This is a genomic window from Clostridium sp. AF27-2AA, assembly GCF_003478505.1.
Lineage (GTDB): Bacteria > Bacillota > Clostridia > Lachnospirales > Lachnospiraceae > Brotaphodocola.
Genome location: NZ_QUFI01000001.1, coordinates 152,407 through 168,310 on the forward strand (window position 1 = coordinate 152,407; position 15,904 = coordinate 168,310).

At 50.5% G+C, this 15,904-nt stretch carries 11 protein-coding genes, 1 tRNA gene, 1 other RNA gene and 1 pseudogene; 13 read left to right on the forward strand and 1 reads right to left on the reverse strand.

The genetic code is table 11. The annotated features are described in order from the left end of the window. The first annotated feature begins 178 nt into the window (after positions 1–178). The 10 genes and pseudogenes from DWY84_RS00810 to DWY84_RS00855 all read left to right on the forward strand — a co-directional run bounded on the left by DWY84_RS00810 (position 179) and on the right by DWY84_RS00855 (position 10,158). Positions 179–262, forward strand: a tRNA-Leu gene (locus tag DWY84_RS00810). A 137-nt stretch (positions 263–399) separates the two neighbouring features. Continuing rightward, complete coding sequence (locus tag DWY84_RS00815) at positions 400–1,410, forward strand: deoxyguanosinetriphosphate triphosphohydrolase (RefSeq protein WP_118529973.1); 1,011 nt, start codon at positions 400–402, stop codon at positions 1,408–1,410. A 27-nt stretch (positions 1,411–1,437) separates the two neighbouring features. After that, positions 1,438–3,213 (forward strand): DNA primase, encoded by a 1,776-nt coding sequence (gene dnaG / locus DWY84_RS00820; protein WP_118529975.1) that lies wholly within the window; start codon positions 1,438–1,440, stop codon positions 3,211–3,213. A 61-nt stretch (positions 3,214–3,274) separates the two neighbouring features. After that, entirely contained in the window at positions 3,275–4,393 is a 1,119-nt protein-coding gene (rpoD, locus tag DWY84_RS00825; protein WP_118529977.1) for an RNA polymerase sigma factor RpoD, read from the forward strand. 38 nt (positions 4,394–4,431) lie between these two features. After that, a complete protein-coding gene (locus DWY84_RS00830; protein ID WP_118529979.1) occupies positions 4,432–5,139 on the forward strand; it encodes a class I SAM-dependent methyltransferase in 708 nt (235 codons plus the stop codon). Beyond that, positions 5,117–5,914, forward strand: a complete 798-nt coding sequence (locus tag DWY84_RS00835) for a Nif3-like dinuclear metal center hexameric protein (RefSeq protein ID WP_118529981.1) — start codon at positions 5,117–5,119, stop codon at positions 5,912–5,914. The genes DWY84_RS00830 and DWY84_RS00835 overlap by 23 nt, the downstream gene beginning before the upstream one ends. Before the next feature lie 46 nt (positions 5,915–5,960). After that, on the forward strand, positions 5,961–7,616 hold the full coding sequence (locus tag DWY84_RS00840) for a nucleoside kinase (protein WP_118529983.1): 1,656 nt from the start codon (positions 5,961–5,963) through the stop codon (positions 7,614–7,616). 40 nt (positions 7,617–7,656) lie between these two features. Continuing rightward, positions 7,657–8,003: RNase P RNA component class A (gene rnpB / locus DWY84_RS00845), an RNA gene on the forward strand. Between the two features lie 81 nt (positions 8,004–8,084). Continuing rightward, positions 8,085–8,927 carry a hypothetical protein gene (locus tag DWY84_RS00850; protein WP_118529985.1) on the forward strand — a complete coding sequence of 281 codons (843 nt, stop codon included), beginning with the start codon at positions 8,085–8,087 and terminating at the stop codon, positions 8,925–8,927. A 71-nt stretch (positions 8,928–8,998) separates the two neighbouring features. Further along, positions 8,999–10,158, forward strand: a pseudogene (locus DWY84_RS00855) (PLP-dependent aspartate aminotransferase family protein). Between the two features lie 25 nt (positions 10,159–10,183). Here DWY84_RS00855 and DWY84_RS00860 read toward each other — a convergent pair. Then, positions 10,184–12,160 carry an ABC-F family ATP-binding cassette domain-containing protein gene (locus DWY84_RS00860; protein ID WP_118529986.1) on the reverse strand — a complete coding sequence of 659 codons (1,977 nt, stop codon included), beginning with the start codon at positions 12,158–12,160 and terminating at the stop codon, positions 10,184–10,186. A gap of 177 nt (positions 12,161–12,337) precedes the next feature. Between DWY84_RS00860 and DWY84_RS00865 the strand changes: the two genes are divergently transcribed. The 3 genes from DWY84_RS00865 (at position 12,338) to alr (ending at position 15,865) form a co-directional block, all read left to right on the forward strand. Next, positions 12,338–13,009, forward strand: coding sequence for a redox-sensing transcriptional repressor Rex (locus DWY84_RS00865; protein WP_118529988.1), 672 nt, complete (start codon positions 12,338–12,340; stop codon positions 13,007–13,009). Positions 13,010–13,134: 125 nt separating this feature from the next. Next, the gene (locus tag DWY84_RS00870; RefSeq protein ID WP_118529990.1) at positions 13,135–14,655 is read left to right on the forward strand and encodes an NAD(P)H-hydrate dehydratase; all 1,521 of its coding nucleotides are present in this window, start codon (positions 13,135–13,137) and stop codon (positions 14,653–14,655) included. A gap of 40 nt (positions 14,656–14,695) precedes the next feature. Then, positions 14,696–15,865, forward strand: a complete 1,170-nt coding sequence (gene alr, locus DWY84_RS00875; RefSeq protein ID WP_118529992.1) for an alanine racemase — start codon at positions 14,696–14,698, stop codon at positions 15,863–15,865. The last annotated feature ends 39 nt before the right edge of the window (positions 15,866–15,904 follow it).

Consider the following 15,904-nt stretch of genomic DNA (forward strand, 5'->3'; position numbering starts at 1 on the left):
CAGCAGGGCGGAGAACGAAAGTTCTTCGCCTTTTTACTATGTTAAAATTGTCATTGTTTTATATGTTTTCGCGGAAACATAAATTTTTAAAAAAAATAAAAAAGTGGTTGACAAATCAGATTGTGTTGGATATAATATACGTGTTGGTTCAGTGAGTGAGTCACTGAGTTGACGGTTCGCAGAAGTGGCGGAATTGGCAGACGCGCACGGTTCAGGTCCGTGTGGTAGCAATACCTTGTGGGTTCGACTCCCATCTTCTGCACTGGCGAAAGCGGAGAATGTAAATTCTCCGCTTTTTTCGTATACCCAGAGCCGGAAAATAGTATGAAAATTTCAGAAATTATGCTATACTTATTATAATTTATGCGAAGTAATAAGACGGGAAGGGGCACGCATTTTATGAATATCAGGGAGATGAGAGAGGCCTGGGAGGCAGACTATCTGAGCCCGTATGCTTCTTTGAGCAGGAACACAAAGGGCCGTGACCGTGAGGAAGCACCGTGTGATATCCGAACGGTATACCAGCGTGACCGTGACCGCATTTTACACTGCAAATCGTTTCGCCGGCTGAAACACAAGACTCAGGTATTTCTGGCCCCGGAGGGAGACCATTACCGGACCCGCCTGACCCATACGCTGGAGGTGGCGCAGATTGCCCGCACGATTTCCCGGGCGTTGCAGTTGAATGAGGACCTGACGGAAGCCATTGCGCTGGGGCATGACCTGGGGCACACTCCTTTTGGCCATTCGGGAGAGCGGATCCTGGATGAACTCTGTCCTTATGGCTTTGCGCATTACAAGCAGAGTGTGCGGGTTGTGGAAGTACTGGAGAAAGACGGAAAAGGCTTAAACCTTACCAGGGAAGTCCGCGACGGCATTCTGAACCACCGTACCAGCGGGCATCCATCCACACTGGAGGGCTGTGTGGTACGCCTGTCAGATAAGATTGCCTACATCAACCATGATATTGATGATGCCATTCGGGCCAGAATTTTTACCGAGGAGCAGCTTCCGGCAAAGTACACGGATGTACTTGGGCACAGCGTACGGGAACGGCTGAACCTGCTGATCCATGACATTATCCTGCAGAGCATGGACCGGCCGGAAATTATCATGTCTTCCCATGTTGAGGAGGCTATGCAGGGGCTTCGCAGCTGGATGTTTGAAAATGTTTACGAGAATAAGGTGCCGAAGGCAGAAGAGGGAAGAGCCCAGCAGCTTCTGGTCTTTTTATATCAGTATTATCTGGAGCACACGACAGAACTCCCGGAGGAGTATCTGCTTATGATTGAAAAAAGGGGAGAACCAAAAGAGCGGGTAGTCTGCGATTATATTGCAGGCATGAGTGACAGCTATTCCATTGATAAATTCGAGGAACTGTTCATCCCAAAGTCATGGAAAGTGCATTAGAGCCAGACAAATGGAAAGGAGTATTTCATGTATTATCCGGAAGATGTCGTAGAAGAAGTACGGACAAGGAATGACATTGTAGATGTGATCTCTGGATATGTAAAGCTTCAGAAGAAAGGGGCAAACTATTTCGGACTTTGTCCGTTCCATAATGAAAAATCCCCTTCGTTTTCCGTGTCGCCTCAGAAGCAGATGTATTACTGTTTTGGCTGCGGTGCAGGAGGCAATGCGATCACTTTTATTATGGAGTATGAAAATTATACGTTTCCAGAAGCATTGAAGGTGCTGGCAGACCGGGCCGGGGTGCATCTGCCGGAGATAGAATACTCCAGAGAAGAACGGGCGAAGGCAGATAAGCGGTCTACACTCCTGGAAATCAACAAGCTGGCAGCCAACTATTTTTACTATCAGCTGCATCAGCCCCAGGGAAAGCTCGGTTACGATTATTTTCGCAAGCGGGAATTGTCCGACGAGACAATCCGGCGGTTTGGTCTTGGGTTTGCCAATAAAACCAGCAATGACCTGTATCAGTATCTGCGCTCCAAAGGCTATACTGATGAAATCTTAAGGGACAGTGGACTGGTAACCATGGAAGAGCGCGGAACCTACGACAAATTCTGGAACCGCGTTATGTTTCCGATTATGGATGTGAATAACCGTGTCATTGGCTTTGGCGGACGCGTGATGGGAGATGGAACTCCCAAATACCTGAATTCCCCGGAAACCATGATCTTTGATAAGAGCCGTAATCTGTACGGCCTGAATTATGCCCGTACCAGCCGGGAAAAATATATGCTGGCCTGTGAGGGATATATGGATGTGATTGCCATGCATCAGGCCGGCTTTACCAATGCGGTGGCATCTCTGGGAACTGCATTTACCACCCAGCACGCGGTGCTGCTGAAACGCTACACCGATACGGTCATTCTGACCTACGACAGTGATGGAGCCGGTGTAAAGGCCGCGCTCCGCGCCATCCCGATTTTGAAAGAAGTAGGCATTTCCACGAAGGTGCTGAACTTAAAACCTTACAAAGATCCGGATGAATTCATTAAAAATATGGGAGCAGATGCGTTCCGGGAGCGTATCGCAAATGCGCAGAATAGTTTTCTGTATGAGATTGATGTGTTGAAACGCGAATATGACCTGGACGATCCGGAACAGAAGACGAAATTTTACAATGCGGCAGCCAGAAAGCTGCTGGAATTCAGTGAGGCACTGGAACGGGACAATTATACCAGAGCAGTAGCCCAGGCACAGTTTATTCCTTACGAGGACTTAAGGCGGCTGGTGAACCGGCTTGGAAGTCAGCTGGGTACGGTACCGGTGAGACGCCGGGACGAAGACCGGGCAGAACCGCGGGAGCGCAAAAAGAAAACAGAGAAGGATGACGGCATCCGTCGGTCCCAGCGTCTGCTTCTGACCTGGCTTATTGAGCGACCGCAGTTATTTGAAAAGATTGAGGGGATCATCGGCCCGGATGATTTTAAAGAACCGCTCTATCATGAGGTGGCGCAGATGGTATTTGACAGCCACCGGGAAGGCGGCGTCAATCCGGCGGGCATTCTGAATCACTTTATCAACGATGAAGAACAATACAAGCAGGTGGCGGCGCTGTTCAACGCAAGCCTGAATGATTCTTTAAATAATGAAGAGCAGAGAAAAGCATTTTCCGAGACTGTGCTGAAGGTAAAGAAAAACAGCCTGGATGAGGCCAGCCGGAGCGCGGTGGACATTGCGGCGCTTCAGGAAATTATAAAGCAGCAGGCAGCACTGAAAACGCTTCAGATATCCATTGACTAGAAATAGAACCGGGAGAATCCAAGCCTTCCGGTAGTCTGCAATTGAGAAAGGGCGGATTAATATGGAAGAACGTACACAGACTTTTGATGAGAAACTGGAATTGCTTTTGGAAGAGGCTAAAAAGAAAAAGAATGTGCTGGAAAATCGGGAAATTCTGAATTTCTTCAAAGGAGAGATTCTGGATCCGGAAAAGCTGGACCGCATTTATGACTTTCTGGACAATCATCATGTGGATGTGCTTCGCACGGAAGAGGAAGATGACATCGACCCAGAATTGTTTCTGGATGAAGATTCCGAGGAAGAGGAAGAAGCAGAGCTGGAGCAGCTGGATCTTTCCGTACCGGAAGGTGTGGGTGTGGAAGATCCGGTCCGTATGTACCTGAAGGAAATCGGCAAGATTCCGCTGCTTACCACGGACCAGGAAATTGAGCTGGCAAAGCGCATGGAGCTGGGCGACCAGCAGGCAAAAAAGCGCCTGGCGGAGGCAAATCTCCGTCTGGTGGTCAGCATTGCGAAAAAATATGTGGGCCGTGGCATGCAGTTTCTCGATCTGATCCAGGAAGGCAATCTGGGACTGATCAAGGCTGTGGAGAAGTTTGATTATCGCAAGGGTTATAAGTTTTCCACTTATGCTACCTGGTGGATTCGTCAGGCTATTACCCGGGCCATCGCAGATCAGGCACGTACCATTCGCATTCCGGTGCACATGGTAGAGACCATCAATCGTCTGATTCGTACCTCCAGACAGCTTGTGCAGGAGCTTGGACGAGAACCAACGGCGGAAGAAATTGCGGAGAAAATGGATATTCCTGTGGAGCGGGTGCGGGAAATCCGCAAGATTTCCCAGGATCCGGTATCGCTGGAGACCCCGATCGGAGAGGAAGAGGACAGCCATCTTGGGGATTTCATCCAGGATGAGCATGTGGCAGTTCCGGCAGACCAGGCCACGTTTACACTGCTGCATGAGCAGCTCATGGAGGCGCTCTCTACGCTGACAGAGCGGGAACAGGAGGTGCTGCGCCAGAGGTTTGGCCTGGATGACGGCAAGCCGAAAACGCTGGAGGAGGTAGGAAGGCAGTTTCATGTGACCAGGGAACGCATCCGCCAGATTGAGGCAAAGGCTCTGCGTAAATTGCGCCATCCGAGCCGCAGCAGAAAGTTAAAGGATTATCTGGACTAGCGCCGGAAAGGATAGAAAAGAAAAAGGAACAAAATCAGATGAAGTTATCAGACAGACTGGAACGGATTGCCGCAAAAGCGGCCGGAGTAACAGAAGGATATGCGGCAGACGTGGGGACGGATCATGGATTCGTCCCGATCCGTCTTATAGAAAGCGGAAAAGTTAAGCATGTAGTCGCCATGGATGTGCGGAAGGGTCCGCTTGAGAGAGCCTGTGAGCATGTAGGGGAATATCATATGGAAGATCAGATCGAAACGCGTTTAAGTGACGGTCTGAAGGAGCTAAAGCCTGGGGAGGCTGACACGGTGATCATTGCCGGAATGGGCGGTGAGCTGATGCTGCGTATTCTTCGGGATGGAGCCCATGTGAGAAACAGTGTAAAGCATTATATTCTTTCCCCTCAGTCGGAGCTTTCTGTGTTCCGGCACGGACTGGAAGAGCTGGGATTTTCCATTGTAGAAGAAGAGATGCTTCTGGATGAAGGAAAATATTACGTGATCTTACACGTAAGCCCGGGAACCATGCACTACGAACGCGAATACGAGTACCGGTACGGTGCGGATCTGATCCGGAAACAGGATCCGGTGTTAAAGGAGTTTCTGGAGCGGGAGCTGGCACAGGGAGAAGAACTTCTGGCGCATCTGGGCAGGAGTGGAACAGACGGCGCGAGAAAACGCGCGGAGAGTCTGATAAATGAACTGGAAGAGACTAAGGAGGCATACCATGCTTTGCAGGGAATTGATTGAAAAATTGGAAGAACTGGCTCCGAAGAGTCTGGCCTGCGACTGGGATAATCCTGGTTTTCTGGCCGGACGGGGAGACAAGGAAATCAAAAAGGTGCTGGTTGCCCTGGACGCCACCGACCGGGTGGTGGAACAGGCGGTACGGGAACAGGCAGATCTTCTGCTGACCCATCATCCGCTGATCTTCCGGGCCTTGAAACAGGTCAATGACACGAATTTTATCAGCCGCCGTATCGTAACGTTATTACAGGCAGATATTTCTTATTTCGCCATGCATACCAATTTTGACGCGGCACCAGGCTGTATGGCAGACCTGGCAGCAAAACGTCTGGGAATCCGGGACGGATATCCGCTGGAGGTGACTGGAGAAGTAAGCGGGGTACCGGTGGGAATCGGAAAGACCGGTGCTCTGACAGAGCCGGTCACGCTGGATGCGCTGGCAGAACTGGTGAAGCAGGCCTTTGGCCTTCCGTTTGTGCTTGCTTATGGAAGCAATGCGGTAAGAGAACCGGTCAGCCGCATAGCAGTATCACCCGGAGCCGGTGGCAGCATGATCCGTTATGCACTGGAACAGAAAGCGCAGGTACTGATTACCGGAGATATCGGTCACCATGATGCCATTGATGCGGCTGCTCAGGGCATGGTGATCATCGACGCGGGACATTATGGACTGGAACATATCTTTATCCCGTTTATGGCGGAGTATGTGGCACGAGTTTCCGAAGGTGCTATTGAGGTGATTCAGGCAGAACCGGATTTTCCGGCCCGGGTGCTTTAAGTGAAACCGGCGGAGCATGCCGGAATCGAAGGAAAGGAGAACGCGTATGGTTCATGTATGTGTATTGGGAGAAAACAGACAGTACAGTGAGGATACTTTGTTAAAGGATGTGGCAAAGGAAGTGCAGGCCAGTTTCTCTCATGAGATTCTGCTGGCCACGGTGGACGGAAAACTGCAGGAGCTTCACAAGAAGGTGAAAGAAGGTACCAGAGTGGAGTTTTTGACGGCGGCTGACAAACCGGGAATCCAGACTTACCGGCGCAGTGTGATTCTGATCCTCTTAAAGGCCTTCTATGAGGTCGTGGGGGCAGAGCATATCCGCAAGGTATCTGTGGAGTATGCGATTGCCAATGGCCTGTTTATTGAGTCGGACGGAGATTTTGAGAAAACGCAGGAGCTGGTGGACCGGATCAAAGCAAAAATGCAGGAGTATGTGGCAGCACAGATTCCTATCATGAAGCGGAATGTGACGACCGACGAAGCCATTGAGATATTCCGGCGCCACCGCATGTATGAGAAAGAGCGTTTGTTCCATTACCGCAGAGTATCCAGAGTAAACCTCTACAGCATCGGTGGTTTTGAAGATTATTACTATGGCTATATGGTGCAGAACACTGGCTATCTGAAATATTTTGATCTGATTTTGTACCGGGATGGCATGATGCTGCTTCTGCCGGATCAGAAAGATCCGGAGCATGTGGCAGAGTTCCGCGACCGGGAGAAATTGGCCGTGGTGCTGGATGAGACGGAATGCTGGGGGAGACAGCTGGAGGTACCAACGGTAGGCGCTCTGGATGATGTGATCTGTCACGGAAAGATCAGTGAGCTGATCCTGATGCAGGAGGCGCTGATGGAGAAAAAAATCGGTGATATCGCGGAGCAGATTGCCAGCCGTCCAGACAAGAAAATCGTGATGATTGCCGGTCCGTCTTCCTCTGGAAAGACTACCTTTTCCCATCGTCTTTCCATTCAGTTGAAGGCGAAGGGTTTAAAACCGCATCCAATCGCGGTGGACAATTATTTTGTGAACCGGGTAGACAGTCCGCGGGATGAAAATGGCAACTACAATTATGAGGTGCTGGAATGCCTGGATGTGGAGCTGTTCAATCAGAATATGACGGACCTTCTGGCGGGAAAAACAGTAGAAATGCCGGAATATAACTTCATTAAAGGTGAACGGGAGTATCACGGAGATTATCTGACGCTGGGTGCGGATGATGTGTTAGTGATCGAGGGAATTCACTGCCTGAATGAAAAGCTTTCCTATGCGCTTCCGAGAAAGAATAAATTCAAGATTTACATCAGCGCCCTGACTCAGTTAAACATTGATGAGCACAACCGCATTCCCACCACAGATGGGCGCCTGCTGCGCCGGATCGTGCGGGATGCAAGAACCAGAGGCGCTTCTGCCCAGGATACCATTCGCATGTGGCCATCGGTGCGCCGTGGGGAGGAAGAGAACATTTTCCCATACCAGGAGGATGCAGATGTCATGTTCAACTCAGCTCTGGTATATGAGCTTTCTGTATTGAAACAGTATGCGGAGCCGGTGCTGTTTTCTGTGCCGCGGGACAGTGCTGAGTATGTTGAGGCAAAACGCCTGCTGAAATTCCTGGATTATTTCCTGGGTGTCAGCAGTGAGGAAATTCCCCATAATTCCCTGATCCGGGAGTTTATTGGCGGAAGCTGTTTTAAGGTCTGAACTTGACAGTGCAGGGGAATAATGATAGAATAAGGAACATTGAGTAAGACAAATGGTCGCTGCCGCAGAAACGAAAGGCTGCGGGAGAGGAAAGTCCGGGCTTCACAGGGCAGAGTGCCAGATAACGTCTGGCGGAGGTGACTCCAGGGACAGTGCAACAGAAATATACCGCCGGCTTTGCCGGTAAGGGTGGAAGGGCAGTGTAAGAGACTACCGCCCGTCTGGTAACAGACGGGGCACATGTAAACCCCATTCGAAGCAAGACCGAACAGAAAGCATAAGGCGGCCCGTCTGCTTTCGGGTAGGTCGCTTGAACCAGGTGGTGACATCTGGTCTAGATAGATGACCATTCAACGACATAACCCGGCTTATCGTCTTGCTCATAAAAAGACTTCAGAAGGGGGACGCTTTCGGGCGCCCCTCTTTTTCTATATTTCTTTCCATAGAACAAACGGAAGGGGGAACATCATGACGCGATTTCAGACAGCCTTTTTATTGTCTGGTTTTCTGCTTCTTTTTTCCTGTCCTGCTTTTGGAATGGATGCTCCGGGAAACGGAGGCAAAAACTGGAATTACGGAAAAGATCACCACTGGACTTATCAGGAGGCAGATGGCAGTCTTCATACGGGCTGGCTGTATGATAAAGGGGAGTGGTACTGGTTTGATGAGCGCGGCTGGCTTCAGACCGGCGGCCAGCGTGACATAGACGGAGTCCGCTATTTCTTTTTCAGCAACGGTCATATGGCATACAACCAGTATGTGGATCTGAAATTTCTGGGGGAAAACGGTCAGGAAGAGAAGGAACACGCGATCCGTGTGATCGGCACAGAGCGGCCGGATTCGATGGATAAAGATCTTATTACCGATTATCTGTACGAGGTTCCGCGTGGGTGGCAGAAACAGTTTGTGGAAGATGGATGGGAGTTTCTTTTTTATAAGAAGAAACAGTATTTTTCCGCGCCTTCTACGTCCTCTGGCATTTACTATGTGCGCTACAGTACGGACCGGCGCTATAAGAAAGTAAAGTTCTGCGACGCGGATTCTGTTTTGCAGGCTTTTGGGGAGTATGTGGGCTACCGAGCCGGGTGTTACCGGGAAAACAGTACCATGATGCTGGAGTACTGGAAAGCCGGATCGGTTTTGCAGGATATTCTGGAAATTCCGGATTATTACGCAGAAAACACGGCGTTCTGTTTTGGAAAGCTGTTTTCAGATTACGTAAGTGGTGAGAAAACAGAAGAGCTTGCCCGGAAATTTCCGGAAGTATGTGAGGAACTGGAGAAGATTCTACATCAGAAAGATGGAAATTAACAGGTATTGACAAATCTGGCGGAGTCAGTGATAATAAACCCATCAAACAGATAGGAGATACAAAAGAGCATATGGAAAGAGAGATTGAGACAAAGTGTATTCATCTGGAAGAAGATGAGGCTTCCATTCAGCATTTCGGATCTATCAGCTATCCGATCTACCAGACTGCGACCTACGCGCATCCCGCAGTGGGACAGAGCACCGGTTTTGATTACAGCAGGCTGCAGAACCCGACCAGAGAGCATCTGGAGAAGGTGGTTGCATCCCTTGAGAATGGCGTGGACGCGCTGGCATTTTCCAGCGGTATGGCGGCTATTACCATGCTGATGGAGCTGTTTGCGCCGGGGGACCATCTCATTATTGATTCCGATCTCTACGGAGGCAGCATTCGTCTTTTTGATCATGTATCCACCAAAAATGGCATCTGCTTTTCCAGAATTGACTGCGCGAAAGAAGATGTGGAAGCGTTTGTTCAGGAAAATACAAAGGCTATTTATGTGGAGACCCCGACGAATCCGATGATGAATGTGGTGGACATTGCCGCCCTTTCTGCCATCGCGAAGCGCCATGGCCTTCTTCTCATAGTGGATAATACGTTCTTATCTCCATACTTACAGAATCCGCTGGATCTGGGCGCCGACATTGTAGTACACAGCGGTACCAAATATCTCGGCGGTCACAACGATACACTGGCAGGTTTTCTGGTGACCGGACGCACCGATATCAGCGAGAAGCTCCGGTTCCTGATCAAAACCACCGGAGCAGGGCTTGCGCCGTTTGACTGCTGGCTAGTGCTGCGGGGAATCAAGACTCTGGGCATTCGTATGGACCGTTCCCAGGAGAATGCCATGGAGATCGCGAAATGGCGAGAGCACAGAAGCATGTGACAAAGGTCATCTATCCGGGCTTTGAAGACCATCCGGGTCATGAGATCATGAAACGCCAGAGCCGCGGATACGGCGCAATGCTGACCTTCCAGGTGGAAAATAAAAACTTTGCCCTGGGCATTCTCGGCAAAGTGCGCATGATCCGCTTTGCCGAGAGCCTTGGCGGCGTGGAGACCCTTCTGACCTATCCGACGACCCAGACCCATGCAGATGTTCCGAAGGAGATTCAGGAGAAAAACGGCCTGACCGACGCAACCCTGCGCATGTCTGTAGGTATTGAGAATGTGAAGGATCTGATCGCGGAGCTGGATCGTGTGTTCCGTGAGATTGAGAATGAGCAGTAGCAGCACAGAAAAAAGAGCCGGCAGGTTATTCTGCCAGCTCCTCCCAGGTTTCATAGAGTTCTTCCAGTTTTTTCTGGAGGGACTCTTTTTCGTTATTGAGTTCTACGAGACGGGCTACATCTGTATATATTTCTTCCTGTGAAAGAAGCTCATCAATTTCACCGTCTCGGGTTTCCAATTTATGGATTTCGTCTTCAACCTTTTTTAAGTCATTCTGGCGTTTGCGGATGCGGGCCTGTTCTTCTTTCTGGGCCTTCCAGTCCAGCTTGACCTCGGTTTCAGCGGCAGATTTTGCCATGACAGGCACGCCGGTGGCCTTTAAGCTGCCATTGGCTGCCGCGGTTCCGATGGCGCGGTCACGCTCGGTGTGTTGGGAATCTACATAGAGCTCTTTCATGAGATCTTTCTTCTCCAGATAGTAGTCGTAGTTTCCGATGTAATTTAAGAAGGTCTGTCCGGTCAGCTCCAGTATGCGGGTGGCTGTCTGGTTGATGAAGTAACGGTCGTGGGAGACATAGAGCACGGTTCCTGTGTAGTTCTTTAACGCATTCTCCAGAATTTCCTTGGAGGTGATATCCAGATGGTTGGTCGGCTCATCAAGGATCAGGAAATTGGCCTCGGAGAGCATGAGCTTGGCCAGGGAGACACGTCCCCGCTCGCCTCCGCTTAAGTCGGAAATGCGCTTGAATACATCATCTCCGGTGAAGAGGAAGGCGGCCAGAATGTTGCGGACCTGGGTGTTAGTCAGATTCGGATAGGCATCCTGGACTTCCTCAAACACGGTCTTTTCCATGTGGAGGACATGGTGCTCCTGATCGTAATAACCAATATGGACTTTGGAACCCAGGGTGATGGTGCCGGAATCTGCCGGAAGCATGCTGTTGATGATTTTTAAGATGGTGGTCTTTCCGGTTCCATTATTGCCGATGATGGCTACCCGCTCGCCGCGCTTGACTTCCATGTCCACATGGGAGAACAGATGCGTGGTACCAAAGGATTTGCTTAAGTCCCGGATGGTAAGCACATCATTGCCGCTGACGATGTTGGGCTCGAGACGGATGCGCATTTCATCCTGAATCTCAGCCGGCTTGTCTAACACCTGGATCTTGGAGAGCATTTTCTCACGGCTTTCCGCCCGCTTGATGGACTTCTCGCGGTTGAAGGATTTTAACTTGGTGATGACCTCTTCCTGATGTTTGATTTCCTGCTGCTGGCTTAACCAGGCTTTCATCTGGGCAGCGCGGATCATGGCCTTCTTTTCACTGTAGGCAGTATAATTGCCAAGGTAAACAGATGCATGCCCCTGTTCCAGTTCTACTACTTTGGTAACCACGCGGTTTAGGAAATACCGGTCATGGGCCACGATGATCACGGCTCCGTTGTAATTTAACAGATAGGTTTCCAGCCAGGCAATGGATTCCATGTCCAGATGGTTGGTCGGCTCATCTAAAAGGATGATGTCCGGGCGGGAGAGCAGAAGCTTACCTAAGGACACGCGGGTCTTCTGGCCGCCGGAGAGGGTAGAAACAGTTTTGTCAAATTCCTCTTCGGTAAAACCAAGGCCTTTTAATACGCCGGTCAGCTCACTTTTCCACGCATAGCCGTTCTCCAGCTCAAAGGTGTGGCTTAAACGGCTGTAGGCAGAAAGCATCTGCTCCAGTTCTTCCCCGGAGGCGTTCTGCATATTGACTTCCAGCTCGCGGATCTGCTGTTCCATATCGATGATGGGCTGCTTGACTTCTTTTAATTCTTCGTAGATGGTGCGGCTGCTGTCTAAGTCCTGGTGCTGCGCCAGGTAGCCTAGTGTCTTGCCTTTTGCCAGAACGACTTCTCCGGAATCAGCGGCAAGCTCTCCTACAATGATCTTTAACAGGGTGGACTTTCCGGCTCCGTTGATGCCGACAATGGCGGCCTTTTCCTGATCTTCTATATGAAAGGATACTTCGGACAGGATCTCATCTGTGCCGAAGGCTTTGTTTATGTGATTGCATGATAAAATCATAGATAACTCCATTTCGTTACGTTTTCTACTATAAGACTTATCAAGTATAATATAGGAATTTGGCACTTGTAAAGAGCTTTCTGCGTGTTTTTTGTTCAGGAATGGTTTGAACATTGACATAGATTTCGCAAGCGGTTATAATAGACTACAATAGTTTACGTATAGGAGATGTGCAGCATGGAAAACAGAGAGATATCCAAAGCAGTTATTACAAGGCTTCCGCGGTATTACCGTTATCTCGGGGAGCTTTTGGAATCAGGTGTAGAGCGTATCTCATCCAATGAACTGAGTACCCGGATGAAGGTGACTGCTTCCCAGATTCGTCAGGATTTAAATAATTTCGGAGGATTCGGTCAGCAGGGCTATGGCTATAACGTAAAATACCTGTACACAGAAATTGGCAAGATCCTTGGAATTGACCGTCAGCATAACCTGATCATCATTGGTGCCGGAAACCTGGGACAGGCCATTGCAAATTATGCAAATTTTGAAAAGCGCGGTTTTATGATCAAAGGCATGTTTGACATTAACCCGAGACTGATCGGGCTTGTGGTACGCGGAATTGAGATCCGCGGAGTGGATGATCTGGAGCAGTTTATCAAAGATAATGATGTTCAGATGGCAGCACTGACCATTCCGAAAACAAAAGCTCCGGAGCTGGCTGACCGACTGGTCAATGCGGGAATTAAAGGAATCTGGAACTTTGCCCATCTGGATCTGAATGTTCCGGAGGATGTTGTGGTAGAGAATGTTCATCTTTCCGAGAGTCTTATGCGCCTGTCTTATCGGGTATGCAGCATGCAGGACCGGAAAGAGGAAGAGGAAAAGAAAGCTCAGAGAGAGTCCTAGAGACAGAGCGTAACAGAGGTAAAAGCCGACAGGCGGGGATACGATCAGTTCTCCTGCCTGCCGGTTTTTTGAGTTTCCATCCATCCTTTACAGGAGAGCGGACGGATTCGGAGAGGAGACAGAACATGGATTACGCTGTAACGGCACAGCAGATGAAGGCGATCGATCAGAACACCATAAACGGGGTCGGCATTCCATCCATGGTACTTATGGAGCGGGCAGCCCTGGCTGTGGCAGAGGCCGCAGAGCGTATGGCGGCAGAACGGAAGCTGGGAAAGAAAGCCCGGATTCTGGCTGTGTGCGGTACCGGAAATAACGGGGCGGACGGTGTGGCCGCGGGACGTATCCTGCAGGGACGCGGATATGAGACAGTCCTTTTATTTGCCGGAAATCCGGAACATGATTCAGAAGAGATGAAGGCGCAGAAACGGATTGCGGCAAATCTGAATCTTGCGCAGAGTAAGGTGTCAGAATACAGGGAAGCGCCGTGTGACATCATACTGGATGCGGTGTTTGGAATTGGCCTTGGCCGGGAAATCGGCGGAGAATACCGGAAGGTACTGGAAATGCTTGAGTCCATGCGGGAGCAGTATGGAGCCGGAATCATTGCGGTGGACACACCATCCGGCATTCACGGCACTACCGGCGAAATCATGGGGATTGCCCTGGAGGCCGATGTTACGGTGACGTTTGGTTACGCAAAGACCGGACTGCTTCTTTACCCGGGCAAACAGTATGCGGGGAAGCTTGTGGTGGCTGATATCGGATTCCCGGAAGCCAGTCTGCTTAAGAGCGGCTGGGACGCAAAGCTAATCACGCCAAAGGATCTGACCTGGCTTCCAAGGCGCCGTCCGGAGGGCAATAAAGGCACCTTCGGCAAAGTTCTGGTCATTGCGGGCAGCCGTGGTATGAGCGGGGCAGCGTATTTTTCTGCCCTTGGGGCTTACCGCACCGGAGCCGGTCTGGTAAAAATCCTGACGGTACCGGAGAACCGGCAGGTTCTGCAGACTCAGCTTCCGGAGGCCATTGTGAGCTGCTATGACCCGGAAGACGAGGAAGCTATGCAGAATATTCTGGAGCAGGAATGTGCCTGGGCTGATGTGATCGTGATTGGACCGGGACTGGGACAGGAATCCTACACGGAATATCTGCTGGAGACGGTGTTGTCAGATGCCTACGTTCCGGTTGTGCTGGACGCGGACGGCTTAAACTGTGTGGCAGCCCACCCGTATCTGACCCGGTATTTTACAGAGAATATCATCATTACACCGCATATGGGCGAGATGAGCCGCCTGACTTCTATTCCTATTGTGGATCTGAAGAAGGATCCGCTGGGAGAGGCAAGAGCCTACAGTGCCCGCTATGGGACGGTCTGTGTGCTGAAGGATGCAGTCACGGTAGTGACCGATAAGGACGGAGCTGCCTGGATCAACCAGAGTGGCTGCAGTGCCATGGCAAAGGGAGGTTCCGGAGATGTGCTCACCGGCGTGATCGCAGGGCTTCTGGCCCGCGGCATGGAATGCACAGAGGCAGCAGCCTTCGGTGTGTATGTGCATGGGCGTGCCGGACAGTATGCGGCAGCAGCGTATGGAGAGAACAGTGTGCTGGCCACAGATGTGGCAGACAGCATTTTAAAAGAACTATGAAAATGGTAAAAAAGATAGAAACGAGGAACAGAGTAAAATTATGAATCACATGCAGTATACGCGGGTTTACGCACCGGTGGATCTGGACGCCATCGCATTTAACATGGAGTCCATGCGCAAAAATATTGATCAGAAAACAGGAATGATCGGCGTGATCAAGACGGATGCTTATGGACATGGATCCGTTCCGGTGGCAGAGGCCATTGAGGATTACGTGGACGGCTATGCAGTAGCAACGGCTGATGAGGCTGTGCTGCTGCGCCGCAATGACATCAAAAAGATGATTTTAATTCTGGGCGTGACCCATCCATCCCGTTATCAGGAACTCATTGAGGAAGAAATCCGCCCGACCATCTTCACCATGGAGCAGGCAAAGCCACTGTCTGACATGGCAGTAAGACTGAAGAAAACCGCGAAGATCCATCTGGCGCTGGATACCGGAATGCGCCGCATTGGCATGGAGGCCGATGAAGCTGGAGCGGACCTTGCGGCGGCAATTAACAGTCTCCCGGGCATTGAAATCGAGGGGCTGTTTACTCATTTTTCAAGGGCCGATGAGAAAGAAAAAACTTCCGCTATGAGCCAGCTTGGCCGTTACCTGCATTTTGTGGAACTTTTGAAAGAACGCGGGATCGAGATTCCCATGAAGCACTGCTCTAACAGCGCGGGTATCATTGATCTGCCTGAGGCTAATTTAAATTACGTCCGGGCAGGCATCACCATTTACGGTATGTATCCGTCAGATGAGGTAGAGAAAGAGCGTGTGCCGTTAAAGCCGGCACTGGGGTTGAAATCCTTTGTTACTTATGTAAAAGAAATCGGAGCGGGAGAGGAAATCAGCTACGGCGGAACTTATGTGACGGAGCGTACCATGCGCATTGCTACCGTTCCGGTAGGCTATGGAGACGGTTATCCGAGAAGCTTATCCAACCGTGGTTATGTGCTGATCTGCGGAAAGCGCGCGCCGATCCTCGGCCGTGTCTGCATGGATCAGTTTATGGTAGACGTAACTGATATTTCGGATGTCTGTGTGGATACACCGGTGACCCTCATCGGAAAAGACGGGGATGAAGAAATTACCATGGAGCGCCTGGCAGAGCTTTGCGGCGGTTTCCATTATGAGATGGTCTGTGACATCGGCAAACGCGTACCGCGTGTTTATTACCGCGGCGGCAAGGTCGTGGGAACCATGGACTGTTTCGCTGAATAAGATAATCATAGAAAAACGGGCAGCCGTGTATACGCCGCC